Here is a 22,803-nt window from a genome sequence, read left to right on the forward strand (position 1 = left end):
GCCGGAACTCCGTTCATGGCTACGTTCGAGATCGGCGACCAACCAGTGGGCCCCGACTCTCCAACTTTCGTCATTGCTGAGGCGGGGTCAAACCACAACGGAGAGTTGGATGTTGCGAAAGAACTCATCGATGTCGCCGCCGAAGCGGGCGCGGATGCAGTGAAGTTCCAGACGTTTCGCGCAGACGACCTCTACGTCGAAGAGAGTGGAGACGTCGAATACCTCGATGATGATCGCTCTATCTACGACATTATCGAGTCCATGGAGATGCCTTACGAGTGGATCCCCGAGCTCCACGAGTACTGTCTCAACAATGACGTTTATTTCATGTCCACGCCGTTCGATGAACGGTCTGCAAACGAACTCGCCGAGTATGTGCCGGCTTGGAAGGTCGCCAGCTACACCAGTAGCCATCATCCATTCCTCCGCGACTTAGCCAGCACGGACAAGCCGGTGATTATGTCCACCGGTGCCCACGAGATGGGAGAAGTCAGCGAATCAGTCCGAGTGCTCCGAGAAGCAGGCTGCGATAGCCTTGCGCTGCTCCAGTGTGTCGCTGCGTATCCGACGCCCATTGAGGAAATCAACGTCCGCGCTATCTCTGCTCTCCGCGAGGAGTTTGATGTTCCAACCGGGCTGTCAGACCACACTCTCGACCCGGTCACAGCGCCCATGACGGCCGTGGCACTGGGTGCGAGCGTAATCGAGAAGCACATTACGCTGGACAAAACAATGTCAGGGCCAGATCACGAGTTTGCGCTTGAACCGGACGAACTCGATGAGATGATAGCCGCTATCCGAAAAACAGAGACCGCACTCGGTTCCAACGAAAAGCAAGTACTGGCCGTCGAGGAAGAGTTGCATGACAAAGCACGCCGTGCGATCCACGCAACCAAAGAAATCGAATCTGGGGCCAAAATCACCGAGGAGAACGTGAGCGTACTCCGACCAGGTGAGCGCGAGAAAGGGCTCCATCCGAAGTTTTACGATGACGTCGTGGGGACACGTGCAATAAAAAATATTACTGCCGGCCAAGGGATCAATTGGGACGACCTCGACGGTTAATCGGAGACTCGCTCGACGTTCAGCTCGACGCGATACTGTTCGTCGCCGACTTCGATGTGTGCGTTGTCGTATGGTGGGAATGTGAGCGCACGCAACCGGTCAAGAAACTCCTTCGCCTGGACAGTCTCGTCCGGCTGAATCTCACACAGGCTCTCGAAATCGCTCGTATCGTGGTAGGTTCCCTCACTTCGGGATTGGGTCGTTGATGACACCTTGCCAGACACAATGTCAGACCACATGTCTTGAAATAATGCCACTTGGGCGTCTTCCAACCGCTGGTAGAGATCCTTTCCGGTGTCAGCAAACGATGTCTCAACCGTCCTGCGACCAACGATTGCACCGGTATCCAGTGTTTCATCCATTTCATGGAGAGTAACCCCCGCTGGTGTCCCATCTACGATGCTCCAGACGTTGGGATTCGCACCGCGGTTGTGTGGCAGGTATGCTGGGTGAAGGTTTAAACAGTTCTCTGAGGGGATCTCAAGGATCTGCTCCGGGACAATGTGCCGATAGCCACACGAGATGAGGTACTCAGGCTCGACATCAGCCACTAGACTGAGTTGGGATCTCGTGGTCAACAACGAATGTACGACCGTCTCTTCTCTGTCACAGAGCCACTCGTAAACCCGCATCCCGGCATCGTTCACACCAAGGAACACGATTTCGATGTCGTCGCTCATGTCGTCATGTCTTGTTCTGTCAGTGAATATATTTTGTTACACACGCGTTCGATCCCGTGTCCGTCTACAATGGACCGACCACGGTCACGATGCTGTCGACGGATTCTGGCGTCCGAAACGTACCGCTCCACGCTGCGCCGAAATCCACGCTTCCTGCGTGTTTCGTCGACAACAGCGGCAATGTCACGTTCTGAGAGCGCAGACGCAATTCTGTGCTGGTTCTCTGCAACCGGGCTACAAATGAGTGGCGTCCCCAATGCCAGCAGTTCGTACGTCGTACTTCCACAAGCCCCGACTGCAAGGTCTGCGTCGAACATCAGTGCCGGGAGGTTCGACGGATTGTGAACGACCTCCGTTTCAGCGGTGATCTGCTCGGCCGTTGCCTGTATCTCGGCTTCGTTTGAGAACGCCGGTCCAACGACAACATCAACCCTAAGCTGTGTGCCGTCGAACGCTTCGACTGCCGCTGGTGTTGCGTTGGCAACGTCGCTACCACCCATCGTGATTATAGCGCGCTTTGATTGATCACGCCATGGGGGAGCTTGATCTGCGAGTGTAGCAATCTCTTTGCGAAGTGGGACGTAATCGGGCCCAAGTAGCCATGTTGGGTCGTCTCCCACGAATTCGTATTCGAGATCTGGGGCGTATAGGTTGCCGTTCACCACGACATCGGCGCACATAGTGTGCCGCGTGTCGTCAGAAAACACAACAAGTCGTGTCTGGTTTCGAACTGCGCGCTGGTAATCGACGTCTGCGAGGTACGAGTCGATGACAGCGACATCCACATCGGAGTCCCGGATCCACGTAACGAAGGCTGATGGGTCGGTTCTGGAGGGGAGACATCGGGTCTCAACTGCGCGCGGGCAGAGATCGTCGATCTGTTCGGAGGTCGTCGTCGCGTATGTCACTCGATGTCCACGACGGAGGAACTCGGCGGCGAGCGCGCCCGTTCGAACGAGGTGTCCGTAGCCGATTTTTCGGCCGCCGTCGGCGCGGATCACTACGTGCATTAGTGCGACTTCTGTTCGACGGACTCGTTCAGATCCATCAAGCTGTTTTCGTCAACGTATCGGATGGCATCTTGAACCGGGAGGATGTCGCCGTACGTGGTGTTGGTGTAAATTTCTCTGAGAACCTCGTAGTCGGCCGGCTCATCAAGTGTGAGCCGGAGGTCATCCCGGGCGTTGAGTTGCGGGTTGTTGAATACGTCTGCGGAAGTAACGTTCACCACCGCAAACTCGTCGCGGTTCTCCCGGTAGTACGGTGTTACGTGCTCGCGATGGTGCGGTTGCGTTGCGACGTTCTGTACGTATTCCAGGCTCTCGAAGCTGAACGCTTCCACGTCAAGCCCTCGAGGAAAAGTTCGTTCGATGATGTTTGTCGCGTAGTCGGCTTGCCCAGAAAGTACGGGCTTCGTTACTGCTGTGATCGTACTTGGATCGATTAATGGACAGTCTCCGGTTACCCGAACAACGACTTCAGCGTCGAGGGTGTCGGCTGCCTCAAACACTCTTGAGAGAACATCCGCCTCACTTCCCCGGTAGACAGGCACTCCCAGTCGGGTCGCGTGACGTGCAAGGATGTCGTCTTGGGTTTTTACTGATGTTGCTACGGTGACTTCGTCGACGGCTGCACTGGCTGCCACTCGTTGAACGTCGTGAGTAAGCACATGTCTCCCGTCGAGTGGTAACATTACCTTTCCAGGTAGTCTTGAGGACCCCATGCGGGCCTGGATTACAGTGACAACCTTCATACTGAGTTTTAGACAACGCGAATAATTAATTCACGGTTTAGGCACGAAGGATCGGGGATGATATAACCGTGGGTTCTACCGAGCGGATGCTGCGCGAAGCATAGGCCGCCATATTAGTGTCACTATGATTCAGTAATAAAAAACAGAATAAGACTATACGCGTGTATGCGTACGTTAATTCAGCATGAGTCAAGTTGCCGTTCTAGCGCTGGATGCTGCCGACAAGGCGGTTATCGAAGAATTCGGCTGCGAAAATATTATGCTTGACAAATGCGCGCCGCTTGAGACCGAAGGGTGGTCGTCCGATACCCCATCTACGAAAGAGATCTGGCCAACCATTGCGACAGGGTGGACTCCCGATGAGCATGGTCTAACACTTTCGTCTAGCGAATCTCTCCGGCCAACATGGGATAATAAGAGTCTGGCAACAGCATCACAAATCGCGCAATACGTGGTTCCGAGTGACGTCCGTGACCGGATCGGTCGGTACATCCATACCACGCAAAACGCCGCCCAAAGTCTGCCACAAACGAGCGCAGACCACGCATTCGATGCCGCATATCAATGGGTCGGTGTTACCCCGGCAGCCCACGTTGCGAAGACGCACGATTACTGGACGCAAATCCAAGACGGCACCCTAACCCAAAGAGAACTGTACAGTAATGTCATAGAGTTAACTCTAGATGAGTTCCAATGGCTGTCGACACATCACGGCCGCATCGGAGCACACGCTCACATTTTGGACGTGGCTGGACACACATACGCCCGAGACGAAGCGAGCCTCCGGGCATACTACGAAGAGGTCAACGGGCTGGTCGGTTGGCTTCGAAGCGCGTGCGACGAGCTGATTGTGCTTTCCGACCACGGCATGCAGGTGTCAATGTTGGGTGACGACTCCCCAGGAGAGCATTCGTTGCGCGCGATGGTTGCTGCGACAGACGGGGTTTCGACCCCATTCCCAGAGACTATTTACGACGTACATGACTGGCTGGTTGAGCAAACAGCGTCCAAGCAAGCTGAATCCAATGTCACCATCGATGCGCCGGAGGACCATCTCCGAAACTTGGGTTACATCAAGTAGGCCGGTGAATGTTTTCCCTAGGACAGCAAGGACTTTGTGTACCTCCTGCTGATGAGAGTCGTATGAAGGCAGTCATTCCAGCGGCGGGTCAAGGAACTCGTCTCTACCCACAGACACACACGAGACCCAAACCGATGGTTCGAGTGGCAGGCAAACCGATTCTTGGCCACATTCTTGATGGGTTTCGTGATACGCAGGTTGATGAGATCGTCGTCGTCGTTGGTGTGATGCGCGAGCACGTTGAGGAGTACGTCACTGCGGAGTACGGCGAGGAGTTCGAAATCGTGTTCGCTGAGCAGGCCACAGCCGAGGGTCTTGGCCACTGTATCTATCAGGCACAAGACCACGTGGTCGATGAGCCGATATGCATTGCGCTTGGAGACATGTTATTTGACAGTGGGTACGGCGAATTTCTCGACGCGCACAGCGACCTCGATGGCGTTGATGGGAGTATCGGTGTCAAATACGTTGACGACCCGACGAGCTACGGAGTGGTGTCGACTGCTGATGGTGTCGTCGATCAGTTGGTCGAGAAGCCAAGCGAGCCGACCTCAAACCTCGCGATCAGTGGTGTGTATATGATAGAGGACACGGCTACCCTCTTCGACGCGCTACAGCATCTCATTGACAACGATATTCGAGGTGCCGGGTCGGAGTATCAACTCACCGACGCGCTTCAGCGAATGGTCGAAGGCGGGGCTGCCTTTGGAACGTTCAGCGTCGCTGACTGGTACGACTGTGGGCGGCCAGAGACGCTGCTCGACGCGAACCGCGTCCTACTTGATAAAAGCGATGAGACATCTGCGGAGGCGACATCTGGAATGCTCATCCAACCGGTCGACGTTGGCTCTGGGGTCACGATCGAACGGAGCGTTGTCGGTCCACACGTCAGCGTAGACGATGGTGCCACCATTCGTGATAGTCGTGTCCGTGACAGCATCGTTGGCCGGAATGCAGCTCTCTCAAGCGTGAACGCTTCGGACACCATCGTGGGCGAAGATGCGGTAGTGGAGCAATCACCGATGCAGTTAAACGTCGGCGATTCAAGCGAGGTAGAGCTGTGACGCGGACACTCATTACAGGTGGTCTGGGATTTATTGGATCACACCTCAGTGAGGCACTGGTGGAGCGAGGAGATCGAGTCGTCGCGCTTGATAACCTGAGTACTGGACGACGCGAAAACGTGTCGTCGTTGGGTGAATCTGGCCGTTTCGAGATCATTGAGGGTGACGTGCGCGATCACATTGCCGACCAACTCGACGCTGCAGGTGTCGACCCTGGGAGCGTGGCCCGCTGTTATCACTTAGCGTCGCGAGCATCGCCAACGGACTTTGATGAACACTCGCTTGACATTGCGACGACAAACAGTAACGGGACGAAGTCGGTCCTGGAGTTCGCAAGCAAGTACAACGTTCGCGTCGTTTATGCGAGCACAAGCGAGGTGTATGGTGAGCCGGAGGTTCATCCGCAACCAGAAGACTACACAGGAAACGTCGACATCCGGGGGAAGCGATCGTGTTACGATGAGAGCAAGCGGCTCGGCGAGACCTACTGCGAGATCTACCACCGGAAGCATGACGTGGACGTGCGAACTGCGCGGATTTTCAACACATATGGTCCGCAAATGCGGGTCGACGACGGACGGGTTATCCCAACCTTCCTACGGCAGGCGATTAAGGGACGAGACCTGACCGTGTACGGGGATGGGACGCAAACGCGGTCCTTCGTGTATATCACTGACCAAATCCGAGCGTTGATGCGGCTCATGGATGAAGACGGGATTGAGAACTGCGTCGTCAACCTCGGTAGCCGCGACGAGATCACGATAAACGAGCTCGCGGCGGTGGTCGCTGAGACCGCCACAGGCGACATTGACGTGACGCACGACCAACTCCCAGAAGGTGACCCCAGCCGACGCCGCCCAGATATCAGCCGGGCGAGATCAATGCTGGGATGGAGCCCGACCGTGGATCTTCAACAAGGACTTTCACGAACGATTGATTCGATCCACGAAGAACTGAACAACTAGCACAGTTTCAAGAGCCGCCAGCCGGTACCGGATGCTGATGCAGATTCCGCCGCTTGGGCAGATCAAGGAGAAAGTTACGACGGCTTTCAGGGACGTTTCACCGCTCCACAAATATGCTCGAAAACCCGGTGAGAACTATTTCCAGTACCCTGCGAATGGGACACGGCTTGTGTTCCACACGATCGGGTTAGGGGACATCATGATGATCCGACAGTTCGGGCGGGCGTTTCAAGCGTATCTCGCCGAGCAAGGTGACCCGGAGTTGGGAGACATCGTGATAACGAGCGGTGGCTATGCACCCAAGTTAGATCAGGAACGCGGGGATTTCAATGCCTACTGGTGGTACTCACACGGCCCGATGGACGACTCACCAGGACGCTTCGTGGAAGACCATCTGCGGCCGAACCTGGATCCGGAGCCCGACGTTATCCTCTGTGGGTCGAAACGAATTGAGCGTGAGGCGCAGAAACACGGTTTTGAAACGCTTTACTTCCCGATTGCACAGTACGGTTTCGAGCCACTGGAGCTCAAACGCTGCGGTCTGGGTTACGCGGGTTCGAGATGGCATAAGTCCACGAAGAAGCTTCAACAACTACTCGGTCCGTTCCGTGGCAGGTCTGACTTTGAGTGGGTATCCGACTTCACACTCCCCGAGCAGTTGAACCTCTGGTATAATACCCGAGAAGCGACGTTCGGAGTTACGAAAGAGGGACAGCGACAGTGGGGCGTAGTGAACAGCCGCGTGTTTGAGACCCTGGCTTCCGGGACACCGTTGATACTCCGCGATCATCCCACAGTTAACGATGTACTTGGATTTGAATATCCATACCAGGTATCGTCAACGGAGGAAGCCAAGGAGCTTGTCGATCAGTTCAGTGCGAATCCACGCCACACAGCCCAAGAGTTCAGATCATACTCAAGAAATATTAGATCTGAGCATAGCTATGCTAACCGAGTGGAGACACTAGTCAACCATGTGAAATAACTGGTTCAACATGGGCCTGAGTAACTGAATCGGGGACATCGCATAGGAGGTCGGTCTAAGATGACGCCGTCTGAGAGTAGCTGTGACTGAGATGGTAAAGTCACGCATGTTCGCGGCTGTTAGGGGAGATATGCGAGGATGACTGGGCTGTACTGGTCGTTCTTGATACTTGTCGCCCAGGCAGCGTTGCAGTGCTGCTCGAAATCGTGAACGCTGGGACGGTAGCTCTCGCTGCGGATTATCGGAATGGACTCGAAGAAACCGGAATCCACGGCCGTCCCCGGTCCGGAATCACCGAATGCTTCGCGGAGTCCCATGGATCCAGACGGAGCGCCCCACGATGGGGTGCACACGTCGAGCAGCACGGTGGATGCAACCGATCGGGCCGTTGAGCAGAAGTTCGCCGGTCTCGATTATCGCTGAACTGCGGGTAGCAGGTCCGAGTGGTTCGGGTTTAGCACCGGTTGATCGTTCACGATTGCAGAGACAATAGTATCAAACGGCTCGGAACCACGGTCAGTGTCTGCGCTGTCTACAGGCTTGAGCGTCTGATCCGTGCTGCGTTCTCTGTGGCAGAATTCGAACGGAACATGCTCTTTGACGAATAGGAAGTGGGCGTATCTCCGTGCCGCTGTCGTTCGCGCTGCATCTGGTTCCAGTGAGTCTACGTCTGCAAGTAGCTCACGGTAGGCACGCTGCGATTCAACATCAACGGTCAGCCCCAGGTCTCGATAGTGAGTGTCGCCAGCAACAATAACTGGCACACCGTTGTAAGCGGCTTCCAGGCCGACCGTCGAGTTGTAGACAACTGCTGTGTCGAGTGAGTCGAGAAGTGCGTATGTGTCAACATCCGTGGTAGGTTCGAGTAGATTGACGTTCGCCGGGACATCACCGTGGTCCGTAACCCATCCCCTAACGCTCTCGTTGGTCCCAAACGTCTCCTCGGCAGGATGTGTCTTGACTACTACCGTGATGTCGTCACGACCACGAACGGCGTCAAACGTGTCTTCGAGCCACTCAAATACGTCTTGGTAGACTGCCTGTTCAGGTTCCAGGGATGCGTCCCATAAGAGATTCGTGAATACGCCAACAAGCGTTGATTCGTCTTCGGCTTCCACGGTTTCGTCTGTGTGTGCAGCGTAGTCCACAGCCAGGTTGTGACCCGACGCCCGGCGCTGCATGATGGTGTCAATCTGGTCACGCTCATCCGTCGACAACGGAGTGGTGAGTTCCCTTTCGAGGAGTGTTGTGTCACCATACTGTGGGAGTGGAGACCGGTTACAGCCACGGCCAAACAGCAGGTATCCATCCCTGAGCCCCCACACCTGGCTGTATGCTGGCACGTCATGCTGTTTGGCCACGCTCATTGGAACTGCCCCTTGGACGTAGTACGGCTCATGTGCCAGGACAGCCACGAGATCAGTCTCGGAAACAAGCGACGAAACCGCATGTGCGAGGAGCCTCCCCGCGCGAACGAAACGTCTGTACGACGCATTGATGTCGTCGCGTTCCAGTGTGAGCTGATGCACCTTGTGGTGTTTTCTTACGGATGCACGCGCGAAGCGTTCAATGTCGATGTCAGCAACTGGCCGGCCGGCAAGAGTCTCGGCATCCTTGGGGAGCAGATCGGACAGCAATGTCGTCTCAAGCCCGAATTTTTCTGGAATACGGCGTGAGTAGAAGTTCGCTTGAGCCGTACTGCTGTGGTTCTCGTCAACTGTCCGTCCCATCGGTGCGTCGATCGTGCCATCGTTAACTAACAGTACTGGCTCGTATCCTCGCTTCCGAAAGGCATCCGCGAGAACGCAGTACCGGTAGCACACTGTCCGGTACCCCGGGAGGAGCGGGAATAAAACCGTTCCATCCGTCTCACCCTCAAACGTAACGCCAGATGTGTCTCGTGTCACGTCACCACTGATGTTCGCAACTGCGTCGTAGCCACGCAAGAGTAGTTGATCGAGACCCACTCGATACGAGGCCGACAAAATGTCGCGCTTTCCAAACATTGGTTACGAGTTAGCGTGCGCCACGAGGTTCGGCGTCGCGATCGCGTACACGTATCCGAGGCCGACCGCTGCGGTGAACACGAAAATCGCCACGAGCTGTTGGAGGCGCTGCACCGACGGTGACTGGACCAGGTTTCGGGCGCGCGTCGGGACGAAACGCGTCAGCAGCTGGGTCAGATAGCTGCTCTTGTTGTCCTCAGCGTCGGGGTACAGCAGGTCCATGACGCGCTTGGAGTACCCCTGCCAGAACGACCGGAAGACGAGCCACCCGAACTCGCCGCGGTAGTCGAACAGCTTGTGGTGGACCCGTGCGTCCCGCGTGAACACCATTCCGCGGCCGTACTCCTCGCGCAGCCGAATGCCGACGGGGGCCTCGTGGGCCTGGAGGTGTTTGTCGCCTTTCCGGCCCGTGTTGGGGTCGTAGCCGCCGACGTCGAGGAACTGGTCGCGCCGGTAGGAGATGTTCGACCCGTACGTGTTCCGGACTTCCTCGCCGTCCTCCGCGAAGCCGGGTTCGACGCAGCCGACCAGCCAGTAGAACTCGGCGGGGAAGAAGTCGGGTTTCTGGGTCTGCCAGTCAGGGACAACGTCGCCGCCGACGGCGATGGCGTCGGTCTCCGCGTAGACACCGAGGAGCTGTTCGATCCAGTCGTCTTCGGCGGTCGCGTCGTCGTCGATGAACGCGACGATGTCGCCGCTCGCGATTTTGGCACCCTTCGTGCGGCTGTACGAGATGCCCTGATTTTCGTCGTTACAGTGGAGGACGACGTGCTCCTCGTCACCGAAGTCCGCGCGGACACGCTCGAAGACGTCGTCGTTGCCGTCGACGACGAGAACCACTTCGAGGTCGTCGTGGGTCTGGGCGAGCACGCTCTCGACGGCGTCGGCGAACGGACCGTAGCGGTCCATCGAGTACGTGCAGACGACGACTGAAACCTTCATCATCGGGAATGTGACCGGTGCTTGAATAAGGATTGTGCTTTGGGGCATCCGGTCCGACCGGCCGCGAGTTCACAAGGCTTATTCGCGTTCTTTTTGTCCGTTTCCACAATGAGCGAGACGACTGACGCGTCAGGGCTGTCCTCGGGGTTGCCGTCCCGGGCCCTCGGCGCGCTCAAAGACTGGTACCACGTACCCGTGCTGGGTGCGGTGCTCGCGTTCATGTTCTGGGTGCGCGTGCAGTCGTGGGACAACTTCTTACAGAACGGGGAAGTGTATCTCTCCGGAAACGACGCCTACTATCATCTGCGGCAGGTGACGTACACTGTCCATCATTTCCCGGAGACGATGCCGTTCGACCCGTGGACGAACTTCCCGCACGGCACGCTTGCCGGACAGTTCGGGACGCTGTTCGACCAGATCCTCGCGGCCGTCGCGCTGGTGGTCGGGATGGGGTCGCCGTCGGATCACACCATCGCGATGACGCTGCTGCTCGCGCCGCCGGTGTTCGGGGCACTGCTGGTGGTGCCGACGTACGTGATGGGGCGGCGGATTGCCGGCCGGCTCGGCGGCCTCTTTGGAGCGGTCATTCTGGGTCTGCTGCCGGGGTATTTCCTGCAGCGGACGCTCGCCGGGGCCGCCGACCACAACGGCGCGGAGCCGCTGTTCATGACCCTCGCGGTGGTTGGGCTGATGGTCGCGCTGTCGGTCGCCGAGCGCGAGAAACCGGTGTTCGAGCAGTTCCGCGCGTGGGACGCCACGGGCCTCCGTGACGTGGTTGGGTGGAGCGTGCTGGCCGGTGTGGCGACCGCGGTGTACATGTGGGTGTGGCCGCCGGGCGTGCTGTTGGTCGGGATCTTCGGCGCGTTCTTCCTGGTGAAGCTCGTCGGCGATTACGTCACTGGAACGAGCCCCGATCACGTCGCAGTGGTCGGCGCAGTGAGCATGACGACAACGGCACTGTTGATGTTCGCACCGCTGGGCGAAAGCGGGTTCGGCGTGTCGGGGTTCTCGTTCCTCCAGCCGGTGTTCGCGCTGGGCGTCGCGGTCGGCTGTGTGGTGCTTGCGTGGCTCGCACGGGTGTTCGATGAGCGCTCGCTCAGCCCGGCAGCGTACGTCGCCACGGTCGCGGGCACGCTCGTGGTCGTCGTCGGTGCGCTCGCCCTGGTTGCGCCGGGGTTCTGGTCGTCGTTGCAGTCGAATCTCCTGAACTACATCGGGCTGAGTTCGACCGCGGACACGCGCACGATCGGGGAGGCACAGCCGTTCCTGTTCCGCACCGGGCGGTACGGCCTGGGGATGTTCGGCGTGGTGTTCCTCGAATACGGGACTGCGTTCTTCTCGGCGCTCGTGGGTGCCGGCGCGATCCTGTTGAAGCCCCACCTGACCAGCGGGTCGGTGCGGCGGATCGTCGGGGTGGCGGGGGCGACCGCCGTGCTGGCGATCGTTGCCGTGTCGCCGGCGGTGCCGGCGGCGATCGGCGGTGTGGTCGGCCTTGGCGGGCAGCTCACCGCGCTCCTCATCGCCGCGGTCGTGCTGGCGGCGATCGCGGCGACCGGGCAGTACGACGCCGACAAGCTACTGTTGGTGGTGTGGGGGGCGTTCGTCACGTCGGCGGCGTTCACACAGGTGCGGTTCAACTACTACCTGGTGGTGCCGGTCGCCGTGTTGAACGCGTACGTCCTGCGGGCGGTGCTTGCGGCGGTCGACCTCGACCGTCCGGTGGCGGCGATCGAGGGCGTTTCGTGGTACCAGGTCGGGACGGTTGTCATCGTCGCGTTGATCGTGTTGGTGCCGGTGGCGGCACCGGCTGTGGCCGAAGCCACGAACAACGACTCCGCGTCGGGGCCGGTGTCACCGATCAAGCTCACGAACAACCAGAACCAGCCGGTGCCCTTGCAGTCAGCGATCACCGCAGGACAGGGCCAAGGTCCGGGTGGTGTGGTGGCGTGGGACGACGCGATGGACTGGTATCAGTCCCATACGCCAAAGCAGGGGACGTACGGCGGGGCCGACAACGCCGACGCCCTTGATTACAACGGGACGTACAGTCAGACCGAGGACTTCGATTATCCGGCGGGGTCGTTCGGCGTGTTGTCGTGGTGGGACTACGGCCACTGGATGACCGTCCAGGGGCACGCCATCCCGCACGCGAACCCGTTCCAGCAGGGGGCAACGTCGGCGGCGAACTTCCTGTTGGCTGACGACGAGCAACAGTCCGAGTCCGTGCTCGCGGACATCGAGGAGGACGACGCCAAGAACCGCTACGTCGCGGTCGACTGGAAGATGGTGATGCCGCCGCTGCCGTACCTCAGTTCGGGGCAGTCGAAGTTCAGCGCGCCGGTCGTCTTCTACGATGGGCCCCGGGACCTCTCACAGGGTGACTTCTACCAGCAGGCGTACAACGCCGACTGGGAGGACAACCGGATCTCGAACGCGCGGTTCTTCCGGCAGTCGCCGCTGCTCAAAAAGCAGGCGTACTACGAGTCGATGATGGTGCGGCTGTACCGCTACCACGGGTCGGCCAAGCAGGCCGAGCCGGTCGTGGCTGACTGGCGCCGCAGCGTCAACACCGGACAGGGGACGGCGGCGGCCTTCGACGCGGCGACGAACAACACCAAGCAGTTCGATTCGATGGCCGACGCGAAGGCGTACGTCCGCAACGATTCGACCGCGCAGATCGGCGGCACGGGCAGCCTGCCGGAGGCTGACGTGGCCGCGCTGGAGCATTACCGGTTGGTCGGCGTGAGCGCGAACCACACCGCGCCCGCGAACCTGTGGTATCTCGGCGGCGAGCTGAGCACCGAGTATTATCCGACGTCGGTGAAGCTGTTCGAGCGCGTTGACGGGGCGGCCGTCACGGGCACCGGCCCGGCGAACACCACGGTGAAGGCGTCCGTGGAGCTGAACCTCACGCAGATGGAGTCGAACGAGGGGACACATCCCTCGTTCACGTACACGCAGTACGCGGACACGGACGCTGACGGCGAGTTCACGATGACGCTGCCGTACTCCACGACGGGCTACGATGAGCTCGGGCCGGCCAACGGCCACACGAACGTGTCGGTGCGTGCGGCCGGACCGTACACGTTCACCGCGGGAGACCAGGCGGGCAACGCGAGTGCAGTGGCCGCGGACACGGCCAGCGTTTCCGAGTCACAGGTCGTCTCCGACGGGGCGACACCCGTGACGGTGTCGTTGGACCCCACTGGCGGGGCGGCCGGGAACGAGACTGCAACGAACGGATCAGTGGCGACGCCCACAGCCGACGGCGAGTCGGCTGACAGCGACGGCACGGACGCCGACACGACGAACAGCACGGCCGGCGCGCTGCCGGCGCGTGTTGGCGCTGAGTTGACCCACCGCGGACACTGATCGTGGCGTCGACACTGCGTGCGTGGCTGGCCGTCTACGCGAAGGGCGCGGCGATGGGGGCTGCGGACGCAGTGCCCGGGGTCTCCGGGGGCACGATCGCGCTCATCGTGGGGATCTACGAGCGGCTGGTGAGCGCGCTCGCCGGCCTCTCGGTGGCTGACGTAGCGACAGTGGTGGCGCTCGTGCCGCGGCTGGGCAGTCGGGACGGCCGGGCAACGGTCGCCGAGACGCTGCGCGCGTTGGACGTGCCGTTTCTGGCCGTGTTGGGCGCTGGCGTGGTGTCCGCAGTGGTGACGGTGGCCAACGTCGTCGACGTGGCGTACACCCAGTATCCGGGCCTGACGTTCGCGTTCTTCTTCGGGCTCATCGCGGCGTCGGTCGTCGTGTTGATCGGTGAGGTGGCCGTGGACACGCCGGGCCGCATCGGCGCAGCGCTGGGTGGGTTCGCGCTCGCGTTCGCGGTGAGCGCGCAGGCGACCGCGGGCACGCTGCCCGACGGGCTGGCGGTGATGGTCGTCACCGGCGCGGTGGCGATCTGTGCGATGGTGTTGCCGGGCGTCTCGGGGTCGCTCATCCTGTTGACCCTCGGGAAGTACGAGACGATGACGAGCGCCGTCAGCGCCACAGTGGACGCCGTGGCTGCGGGGGCTTTGGGCGACGCCGTCGCGCCGGTGGCGACGCTCGCGGCGTTCAGTTTGGGGGCGCTCGCCGGCGTTCTGACGTTCGCGCGCGTCGTGCAGTGGGCGCTGGCGGAGTACCGGGCGGCGACGGTGACGTTCCTGGTTGCGTTGATGGCGGGCGCGCTACGGGCGCCGGCGGTCAGGATCGCCGACGCGACGGCGGCGTGGACGGTCGGGAGCGTTGCGCCGCTGGTGGCCGCCGGCGTCGTGGGCGCGGCTGCGGTGCTGGTGTTGGACGCGACGACCGACGACCTCGATTACTGAGCGGCCGTTTTCGCGCGGCGTCAGCGCGCGTCGGCGTCGGCCGGACTGGCGGCATCGAACGTATCGACGAGCGCGTCGAGTCGTTCGGGGTCGTCGTGGCCGGGAAGCGATTCGTTCGCGGTCCGGCTGGGCTCAGTGACGCCGAGCCGGTCGGCCACGAGATCCGCGGTCGCCTCCGCCATCAGCCGGTGGGTGGTGAGCTTCCCGCCGACGACTGTGGTGAGTCCGGCGGTGTCGTCGCGGTCGGCGTGATCGAGCACGTAGAACCCGCGGGAGATCGCGCGGGCGTCGTCGCCGTAGTCGCTTGGGCTGTACAGCGGGCGGACGCCCCAGTAGGTGGTCCGGATCGGGGCGTCGCTGGCCGCCGGCAGCAGGGCGCTGCATTCGTCGATGACGCGCTCGACGGCGGCGTCGGGGGTGGCGAACTCGTCGGCATCGTCGACGTCGACGCTGGTGGTGCCCAGGACCGCGGTGGAGCCGTGTGGCACCACGATGTCGCCGTCGGCGGCGGGCCGGCAGCGGTTGAACACCGTGTCGGTCTCCGGCGTTTCGACGGTCACCATGACTCCGCTGGCGGGATGCATATCGACGTCGACGCCGGCGGTTGCGGCGAGGTCGCCGGCCCACGCGCCGGCCGCGTTCACCACGTGGGTGGCCGACAGCGTCGTCCCGTCGGCGGTTCTGGCGCCGGTAACGCTGCCGGCGTCCGTGGTGAGCGCCGTGATCGGCTCGTGGAGGCGGATCGTCGCGCCGTGGGCGCGGGCGTCCGCGGCGGTCGCAGCGACCAGTCGGGACGGCAAGACGACGCCGTCGGGAACGACCGCGACGCGCTCGGCGGCGGGCGTGAGGGCGGGTTCGCGGGCTCTGGCAGTGGCACCGTCGATGACAGACACGGGGATGTCGGCGTCGCGGCAGGCCGCGACTTTCGTGTCGAAGTAGGCGGGGTCGTCGCGGGCGTGCTGGACGAAGAAGCCGTCGGTGTCCCGGATGCACGCGCCGGCGATGTCCCGGAGAACTTCGTTTTCCCGGATGCATTCGCGGGCGTCGGCCGGCGTCGAGTCGGCGTACCGGGCACCGCTGTGCAGGAGACCGTGCGAGCGGCCGGTGGTGCCGCTCCCGAGGCCGCCGCGGTCGACGAGGGTCACGTCGACGCCGCGGAGCGCGAGGTCGCGGGCGACGCCGACCCCGGTTGCGCCGCCGCCGACCACGAGCACGTCTGTCTGGTGGGTCACGATCCGGCGTTAGGCGCGCCAGCACTTGGGGGTTGTCGTGGCGGAGAGCTACGTGTCGGGGGGTGTCGACGCCGGCCAGTCGGGTTACTCCTCGTAGGCGAGGTTCATGATCCACTGGGAGAACGCGTCGCCCTGTGGGTCGACTTCCTCCTCGCCGACGAACGGCGACAGCATGTCCCCAGCCATCAACAGCATGAACTCCAGGTTGCGTTCGTCGACAACCGGCGTGATGTAGTAGGTGGTGTTCCCGCCGTAGACGGTTTCCTCGCGTTCGACGAGGCCGTGTTCTTCGAGGGTGGAGGCGATCCGGCTGCCCTTCCGGGAGGAGACGTCCAGGGCCTTCCAGAATTCGCTTTGGTGGATGCCGAGTTCTTCGTGGACGAGTTCGAGACCGCGGCGTTCGTCCTCGGAGAGGTCGGCCTCCGTGGCTTCGGCGCTCATGTACGTCACACCGTCCGCGACCGGTTTAAACTTGGTCGTTCACGGGTCTACGGTGCGGCGTCGTCGCGGAGTTCGGCGACTGCAGCCTGCCGGTCGACGGTGCCCGACGCGGTCCGTGGAAGCGCGTCGACGGCCGCAACCACGCGGGGGTGTTTGTAGCCCGCCAGCCGCCCGTCACAGAACGCGCGCAGTGAGGCGACGGAGACGTCCGCGGTGTCGTCGGCGGGCACCACGAGCGCGCCGACGCGGTCCCCCCACGCGTCGTCCGGCACACCGACGACGGCGACAGCCTCGATGGCGGGGTGCTCGCGGAGCACCGCGGCGACCGCTTCGGGACGGACGTTCTCGCCGCCGGTGATGATCTCGTCGCTGGCCCGGCCGCCGACGTGCAGGAAGCCGTCGGCGTCGATCCAGCCGCGGTCGCCCGTGAGGAGCCCGTGCTCGCAGCGCGGCGCGGTCCCCTCGTCGGCGTAGCCGGGCGTGACCGTCGGCCCCGACACGGCGAGCAGCCCGGCCTGTCCGTCCGGCACCGGCGTGTGGGTGTCCGGCTCGACGACGGTGACAGTGGTGCCGAGCAGTGGCCGGCCGACGCTCTCGGGGTGGGCTGGGGCGTCGCTGGCGTGCAGGGTCGCCGCCTGCGAGGCGGTTTCGGTCGCGCCGTACGTCGGGCAGACCGGAACCCCGGCCGCACACGCACGCTCGACCAGCTCGGGCGGCGTGGGCGCGCCACCGACCAGTGCGAACCGCAGCGAGTCGGGGACGGCGTTGGCCTCAACGAGCCGGTCGAGCATCGGCGGGACGAGCGAGACACCGGTGCAGTCGTGGGTCTCCAGGGCGTCCCCGACCGCGGCGGCGTCGAAGCCGGGCGTCCGGGTCAGGACCGCAGTGGTGCCGTAGAGCGCCGTCCGGAGGACGACCGAGACGCCGCCGGTGTGGTACATCGACAGCGGGCACAGCCAGCGGTCGTCGGGGAGCACGCCCAGGCGGGCCGCCGACGCGGCGGCGCTGGCGGCGAGATTGCGGTACGTCAGCCGGACGGCCGTGGGGTCGCCGGTGGTGCCAGAGGTGAACAACAGCAGCCGGGTGTCGTCCCACGCCGAGTCGACGGGGGTGACGGCGTCCGGGTCGGTGCCGGACAGCGGGCGCACGGTGGCGTCGTCGGCGACGCGCACGGCGGGCGCGTCGAGGCGGTCGGCGGCGGTCGCCGTGTCGCGACCGCAGATCACGGCGACGGGGGCGACGGCGTCGGCCTGTGTGGCGAGCTCCGGCTGCGAGAGGCGCGCGTTCAGCGGCACGAGGACGGCTCCGAGGCGCGCGGCGGCGAACACGAGGGTGGCGAACGCCGGCCGGGTTTCGAGCAACACGGCGACCCGGTCGCCGGGCGTAACGCCGAGCGCGGCCAGGCTGCCGGCGGTCGCATCGACGGCACTGTCGAGGGCATCGTACGTCCACGTTCGGTCGGTCGCGGCGTCCACGAGCGCGGGCCGGTCGGGGTTGGTGGTCGCCTGGAGCGTGACCTCGTCACGCATCGGCGGTCACCTCCACGCCGTGCCCGGGGTCGGCAGGCACCTGGATGCGGCCGCCGGCGACCGGCGCGGGATCCGGAGCCAGCGCGTCCGCGAGCCGGTCGGCGGTTGCCAGCCCGCACGCCGGCACGTCGGGGATGCTGGCGGCCAAATGGACGGCCGCGGTCCGCGCCACGACGCCGTCGATGGTGGTCGAGACGACGGGCTCGACGCCGGCCTGTCGGGCGGTCCGGGCGGCGTCGCGCGCCCGGTCGATGCCGCCGAGCACCATCGGCTTGAGCACCACGTAGTCGGCCACCGCCAGCGCGGCGTCGAGCGGATGCTGGTGCAGGGCTTCGTCGAGCGCGATCGAGACGCCGCCGATGCTCCGGGTGGCGTCCAACCGCGTGGGTGCCAGGGGCTGTTCGATGTACTCGATGGGCAGCGACCCGCAGGCGTCGGCGGCCTGGCGGGCCGCGTCGAGGTCCCACGCGCCATTGGCGTCGGCACGCAGTGACAGCCCTGCGGGCGCGGCGTCACTGGCGGCGCGCAGCCGGTCGAGGTCGGCGCGAACCGACCGGCTGCCGACTTTCACTTTCACCGTGTCGAAGCCGTCGGCCGCGGCGTCCGCCACCGCGGCGCTCGTGGCGGCCGCGGTCCCGTCGCCGACAGTCGCGTTCACGGGCACTGAATCGGCCACCGCCCCGTCGCTGAGCGCGCTCGCAAGCGGCCGTCCGGCGGCACGCGCGTCAGCGTCCATGCGGGCGAGCGAAACCGCGTGGCGGGCGGCTGGCGCGTCCGTGCACGCGTCGAGCGCTCGCTCCCAGCTGTCGGCGTCGTCGGCCGCCCGGAGCGCCGCCACACACGCGTCGTGGGGTTCCGTCCACCCCGCAAGCGGCGTGGCTTCACCGACACCGCCGTCGCGCTCGAACAGGAACCCCGTGCGCTCCCCGATGGTTCCGTTCGCGGTCGCCAGCGGCTCCGCCAACGCCAACGAGAACGCCCGAATCACACCGCCACCCCCACCGCGAACAGCGCCGAGTACGCCGCCAGCAGCTGTCCCGTCCGGGAGAGCGCGGGGTTCAACGCCGCGCCCTCGGTGCGCTCGAATACGGTCTTGGTGACCGACACCGCGAGGGGCAGCGTCACCAGCGGCAGGAACACCGACGCGCCGTACCCCGTGGCGTAAAACCACAGCGGCGCGGCGTACGCGACCACCAGCAGGCCGGCGTACTCCAGGCGGGAGAACCGGTATCCGAACCGCACCGCCAGCGTGCGCTTGCCGGTGGTCTCGTCCTCGTCTTTGTCACGGATGTTGTTCACGACGATGATGTTCGTGGAGATGGCGGCCACCGGGAGGCTGGCCACGACCGCCGCGAGGGGCACCGTTCCCGGTGGGATCGCCACGGGGAACGCCCCGGCGAGGTGGGCGGCGGCCTGCACGTAGTAGGTGCCCGTCACCGCGATCACGCCGAAAAACAGGAAGACGAACGCGTCCCCGAGCCCGTGGTAGCCGAGCGGGTACGGACCGCCCGTGTACGCGATGCCGGACGCGACGCTGGCCAGCCCGATCACCAGGATCGGCACCCCGCCGACGAAGACGAGGTAGACCCCGTCGAGGATCGCCGCCGCGAACGTCACGTACATCGCCTGCTTCACGCGGGCCGGCTGGATCAGGCCGCCGGCGGTTACACGGGTGAACCCCTCTCGGTCCTCGGTGTCCGCGCCGCGAACGGCGTCGTAGTAGTCGTTGGCGAAGTTCGTGGCGATCTGAATGAGCGCCGCCCCGACGAGCGCAGCCACCGCGGGCCACACCGCAAGCACGCCGGTGTGGACCGCCAGCGCGGTGCCGACAACCACCGGGGCGGCGGCCGCCGGCAGCGTGTGCGGGCGGGCCGCCATCAGCCACGCGCGCTGCCGTGAAACGTCGGCCGTCTGTGTCATCGCCCTTCAGTACGGGGAGGGTCGTCTAAGGGGTGGCGATTGGGGCAGCCAGGCGGTCAGTCGTCGCCGGTGGGCGCGGCGTCCGTGCCGCTCCCTGCTCCCGGGTCGGTGTCCGACGCCGACGATCGGGAGGACAACAACCCGCCGGGCGAAACCGCAACGTCGTCGCGGTCACGCGCGTACTCCCGGGCGGCGACGTAGCTGGCATACACGATCACCAGCAGGAACAGCGTGAACGGCAACGCGAGCACTGGCGACAGCGCCTCGATGGCTTCGAAGCTGGGCAGCTCTAGGCTCATCACGCCGAACGCGGCGAGCAACAGCCCCCAGCAGGCGCGGTTGCGGGGATTGGGGTCCTCGTCGCCGAGCGTGATGGCGGCGATCATGAACACCGCCGAATCCAGGGAGGTGATGATGTAGCCCGCGATCACCAACACGAACAGCAACGCGAGCACCGACCCGTAGGGCGTGATCGACAGGGCGCGGGCGATGGCCGCGGGGATGCCGTTGGCGGACAGCGCGTTGCCGACCGGGCCGACGTAGTCGGGGGCCAACACCCAGCCGCCGATGAGGGTGTGTTGCACCCAGCTCAGGACGCCGGGCGCGACCACGAGCACGATGAACATCTCGCGGACGGTGCGGCCTTTCGAGACGCGCGCGACGAAGCTCCCGACGAAGATGCTCCAGGCCGCCCACCACGCCCACCAGAAGCCCGTCCAGTTCGCCGCCCAGTGGCCGGCCGCGGTGGGGTCGGTGTACAGCATCAGTCGAACGACGTTGTTCAGCCAGACGCCGGTGGCGTCGAGGCCGAGTTGGAACGTGAACAGCGTCGGCCCGACGACGACGAGGACCGCCATCGCAACCCCGATGAGCAGCATGGTCGCGCGGGCGGCGTTCCGGATGCCCGAGCGCAGCCCCAGCCACACGTCGACCAGGAAAATGGCGCCGATCGCGGCGAAGATCCCGTAGGTCAACCAGGCCGACTGCAGGCCGAACACACCCCCGAGGATGGCCGCCATGGTCTGTGAGCTGAACCCCAGCGTCGTCGCAATGCCGCCGATGGTGGCGATGATGGCCGCGACGTCGACCGCCCAGAGCACGACGGGGTGGTCGCCCGCGGGCATGATGCCGGCCAGCATCGTCGACACCTTGTACTCGCCGACGCCGCGCGTGTAGACGATGATCCCGAACGCGAGGGCGACGGGGAGATACCACATCGCCAGCCCGGGGAACACCTCGTGAACGAACATGAACGCGAGCGCCAGGGATTTCGCCGACGCCCCGCCGACCGGCCACGGCTCCGGCGGCGGCTGCTGGACGATCGAAACCGGTTCGCCAACCCCCCAGATGAGGATGGACGCGCCGAACCCCACGGTGAACACCATCGACAGCCAGGAGAACGTGTCGAACTCGGGTTCGGCGTCGGGGCCGCCGATCCGGAGGCGGCCGTACCGCGACCACGTCACCCCGAGCACGAGCACCAGCAACACGAACCCAAGCAGGATGAACCACCAGCCGAAGTACCGCAACACCCAATCGAAGGCCCCGTTCAACACGGTGCTGAGCTGCGTCGGCCGCCGGAACCCGGCGACCGCAAGCGCGAGCATCGCGGCCATCGTCACCGCGAACAGCGCGCGCTCGGGCCACGTCGCGTCTTCGAGGCCAAGGAGGTACCATACGCGCCGACTCATCGACGCCACTGGTGACGCGTGATGACATTGGAACCGGTCCCGTGCGAGCAACGCGGAGCGCGTGCGCGGCGAGCCTGGCGGCTCGCTGCTGCATTGGCGCGATCACCCATTACAGGCTGCGGCGAAACGGCGTCCCACGGAAAAACGACACGGAACCGCCTCGCTGTGCGCCTAGTAATGCCAGGGGTACTCGTCGAAGTCCGGGTCGCGGCCGTCGAGGAACGCGTCCCGTCCCTCCTGGGCTTCGTCGGTCATGTACGCCAGCCGGGTGGCCTCCCCGGCGAACGTCTGCTGGCCGACCATGCCGTCGTCGGTCATGTTGAACGCGTACTTGAGCATGCGCATCGCCGTGGGCGATTTCGCGGTCATCTCGTCGGCCCACTCCAGGGCCGTTGCCTCCAGGTCGTCGTGGGGGACCGCCTCGTTGACCATCCCCATGTCGGCGGCCGCCTCGGCGTCGTAGGTCTTCCCGAGGAAGAAGATCTCGCGGGCCGTCTTCTGGCCGACCTGCTTGGCGAGGTACGCCGAGCCGAACCCGCCGTCGAAGCTCGCAACGTCGGGGTCGGTCTGCTTGAACTTGGCGTGTTCGCGGCTCGCAAGCGTCAGGTCACAGACCACGTGGAGGCTGTGCCCGCCGCCGACCGCCCACCCCGGCACGACCGCCACCACCGGCTTGGGCATCGTGCGAATGAGACGTTGGACTTCGAGGATGTGCAGGCGGCCGGCGTCAGCGCGCTTGACCGCCGGGTCGTCGTCGGCGGCGGCTTCGTCGTCCCCGTGGTACTCGTAGCCCGAGTCCCCGCGCACCGACTGGTCGCCGCCGGCGCAGAACGCCCACCCGCCGTCCGACGGCGACGGGCCGTTCCCGGTGAGCAACACGCAGCCGATGTCGGCCTGCTTGCGGGCGTGATCCAGGGCCGTGTACAGCTCGTCGACGGTGCCCGGGCGGAACGCGTTGCGCACCGCCGGCCGGTCGAACGCGATCCGGACGGCGGGCACCTCGACACCACGGTGGTAGGTGATGTCGTCGAACGAGAACTCCTCGATCGCCGTCCACGCGGCGTCGTCGAACGTCTCCGAGACCATGGCTAACCACGCGGCCGGCGGCCGCAAAAGCGTTCTCACACGCGGCC

20 protein-coding genes are annotated in these 22,803 nt (G+C 63.8%); 7 read left to right on the forward strand and 13 right to left on the reverse strand.

From position 1 onward, the window contains the following. Positions 1-15 precede the first annotated feature (15 nt). Complete coding sequence (locus tag JT689_RS05580; RefSeq protein WP_205251743.1) at positions 16-1,065, forward strand: N-acetylneuraminate synthase family protein; 1,050 nt, start codon at positions 16-18, stop codon at positions 1,063-1,065. On the opposite strand, the gene JT689_RS05585 is transcribed toward JT689_RS05580, so the two are convergent. Genes JT689_RS05585 through JT689_RS05595 form a run of 3 tightly spaced genes read right to left on the reverse strand, consistent with a single transcriptional unit; the run spans position 1,062 to position 3,498 of the window. Beyond that, the gene (locus JT689_RS05585; RefSeq protein WP_205251744.1) at positions 1,062-1,745 is read right to left on the reverse strand and encodes a formyltransferase family protein; all 684 of its coding nucleotides are present in this window, start codon (positions 1,743-1,745) and stop codon (positions 1,062-1,064) included. The two genes, JT689_RS05580 and JT689_RS05585, sit on opposite strands and share 4 nt — an antisense overlap. After that, a complete protein-coding gene (pseG, locus tag JT689_RS05590) occupies positions 1,742-2,755 on the reverse strand; it encodes a UDP-2,4-diacetamido-2,4,6-trideoxy-beta-L-altropyranose hydrolase (RefSeq protein ID WP_205251745.1) in 1,014 nt (337 codons plus the stop codon). Before pseG ends, JT689_RS05585 begins: the two co-directional genes overlap by 4 nt. Next, positions 2,755-3,498: a glycosyltransferase family protein gene (locus JT689_RS05595; protein ID WP_205251746.1), complete on the reverse strand. Its 744-nt coding sequence runs from the start codon at positions 3,496-3,498 to the stop codon at positions 2,755-2,757. The genes pseG and JT689_RS05595 overlap by 1 nt, the downstream gene beginning before the upstream one ends. A gap of 184 nt (positions 3,499-3,682) precedes the next feature. Here JT689_RS05595 and JT689_RS05600 point away from each other — a divergent pair, with 184 nt between their 5' ends. The 4 genes from JT689_RS05600 to JT689_RS05615 all read left to right on the forward strand — a co-directional run bounded on the left by JT689_RS05600 (position 3,683) and on the right by JT689_RS05615 (position 7,593). Then, positions 3,683-4,579 carry an alkaline phosphatase family protein gene (locus JT689_RS05600; protein WP_205251747.1) on the forward strand — a complete coding sequence of 299 codons (897 nt, stop codon included), beginning with the start codon at positions 3,683-3,685 and terminating at the stop codon, positions 4,577-4,579. 62 nt (positions 4,580-4,641) lie between these two features. Next, positions 4,642-5,643 (forward strand): sugar phosphate nucleotidyltransferase, encoded by a 1,002-nt coding sequence (locus JT689_RS05605; RefSeq protein WP_205251748.1) that lies wholly within the window; start codon positions 4,642-4,644, stop codon positions 5,641-5,643. Next, the gene (locus tag JT689_RS05610) at positions 5,640-6,608 is read left to right on the forward strand and encodes an NAD-dependent epimerase/dehydratase family protein (RefSeq protein WP_229373418.1); all 969 of its coding nucleotides are present in this window, start codon (positions 5,640-5,642) and stop codon (positions 6,606-6,608) included. The genes JT689_RS05605 and JT689_RS05610 overlap by 4 nt, the downstream gene beginning before the upstream one ends. A gap of 37 nt (positions 6,609-6,645) precedes the next feature. Next, the gene (locus JT689_RS05615) at positions 6,646-7,593 is read left to right on the forward strand and encodes a glycosyltransferase (RefSeq protein ID WP_205251749.1); all 948 of its coding nucleotides are present in this window, start codon (positions 6,646-6,648) and stop codon (positions 7,591-7,593) included. Positions 7,594-7,712: 119 nt separating this feature from the next. Here JT689_RS05615 and JT689_RS05620 read toward each other — a convergent pair whose 3' ends face one another. From JT689_RS05620 to aglG, 3 genes are all read right to left on the reverse strand, one after another. Next, complete coding sequence (locus JT689_RS05620; protein ID WP_205251750.1) at positions 7,713-7,910, reverse strand: hypothetical protein; 198 nt, start codon at positions 7,908-7,910, stop codon at positions 7,713-7,715. A 96-nt stretch (positions 7,911-8,006) separates the two neighbouring features. Next, positions 8,007-9,500 carry a hypothetical protein gene (locus JT689_RS05625; RefSeq protein ID WP_205251751.1) on the reverse strand — a complete coding sequence of 498 codons (1,494 nt, stop codon included), beginning with the start codon at positions 9,498-9,500 and terminating at the stop codon, positions 8,007-8,009. A 102-nt stretch (positions 9,501-9,602) separates the two neighbouring features. Next, positions 9,603-10,541 carry a glucosyl-dolichyl phosphate glucuronosyltransferase gene (gene aglG / locus JT689_RS05630; RefSeq protein ID WP_205251752.1) on the reverse strand — a complete coding sequence of 313 codons (939 nt, stop codon included), beginning with the start codon at positions 10,539-10,541 and terminating at the stop codon, positions 9,603-9,605. Positions 10,542-10,649: 108 nt separating this feature from the next. On the opposite strand from aglG, the gene JT689_RS05635 reads away from it, so the two are divergent. Beyond that, positions 10,650-13,913 (forward strand): oligosaccharyl transferase, archaeosortase A system-associated, encoded by a 3,264-nt coding sequence (locus JT689_RS05635; protein ID WP_205251753.1) that lies wholly within the window; start codon positions 10,650-10,652, stop codon positions 13,911-13,913. A gap of 2 nt (positions 13,914-13,915) precedes the next feature. Then, complete coding sequence (locus JT689_RS05640) at positions 13,916-14,857, forward strand: DUF368 domain-containing protein (RefSeq protein ID WP_345944593.1); 942 nt, start codon at positions 13,916-13,918, stop codon at positions 14,855-14,857. 20 nt (positions 14,858-14,877) lie between these two features. Here the strand turns inward: JT689_RS05640 and JT689_RS05645 are convergent, their stop codons facing one another. From JT689_RS05645 to JT689_RS05675, 7 genes are all read right to left on the reverse strand, one after another. Continuing rightward, positions 14,878-16,089 carry an FAD-dependent oxidoreductase gene (locus JT689_RS05645; RefSeq protein WP_205251754.1) on the reverse strand — a complete coding sequence of 404 codons (1,212 nt, stop codon included), beginning with the start codon at positions 16,087-16,089 and terminating at the stop codon, positions 14,878-14,880. Between the two features lie 84 nt (positions 16,090-16,173). Further along, a complete protein-coding gene (locus JT689_RS05650) occupies positions 16,174-16,530 on the reverse strand; it encodes a transcription factor (protein ID WP_010902769.1) in 357 nt (118 codons plus the stop codon). A gap of 47 nt (positions 16,531-16,577) precedes the next feature. Continuing rightward, positions 16,578-18,059, reverse strand: a complete 1,482-nt coding sequence (locus tag JT689_RS05655; protein ID WP_205251755.1) for a class I adenylate-forming enzyme family protein — start codon at positions 18,057-18,059, stop codon at positions 16,578-16,580. After that, entirely contained in the window at positions 18,052-19,047 is a 996-nt protein-coding gene (locus JT689_RS05660) for an enolase C-terminal domain-like protein (RefSeq protein ID WP_205251756.1), read from the reverse strand. Before JT689_RS05660 ends, JT689_RS05655 begins: the two co-directional genes overlap by 8 nt. Further along, positions 19,044-19,979 carry a 1,4-dihydroxy-2-naphthoate polyprenyltransferase gene (locus JT689_RS05665; protein WP_136361384.1) on the reverse strand — a complete coding sequence of 312 codons (936 nt, stop codon included), beginning with the start codon at positions 19,977-19,979 and terminating at the stop codon, positions 19,044-19,046. The genes JT689_RS05660 and JT689_RS05665 overlap by 4 nt, the downstream gene beginning before the upstream one ends. Positions 19,980-20,035: 56 nt before the next feature. Next, positions 20,036-21,670, reverse strand: a complete 1,635-nt coding sequence (locus JT689_RS05670; RefSeq protein WP_205251757.1) for a BCCT family transporter — start codon at positions 21,668-21,670, stop codon at positions 20,036-20,038. 171 nt (positions 21,671-21,841) lie between these two features. After that, positions 21,842-22,756 (reverse strand): 1,4-dihydroxy-2-naphthoyl-CoA synthase, encoded by a 915-nt coding sequence (locus tag JT689_RS05675; protein WP_010902774.1) that lies wholly within the window; start codon positions 22,754-22,756, stop codon positions 21,842-21,844. Between the last annotated feature and the right edge of the window lie 47 nt (positions 22,757-22,803).

The sequence above is a fragment of the Halobacterium sp. GSL-19 genome (assembly GCF_016917855.1).
Classification (GTDB): Archaea; Halobacteriota; Halobacteria; order Halobacteriales; family Halobacteriaceae; genus Halobacterium; species Halobacterium salinarum.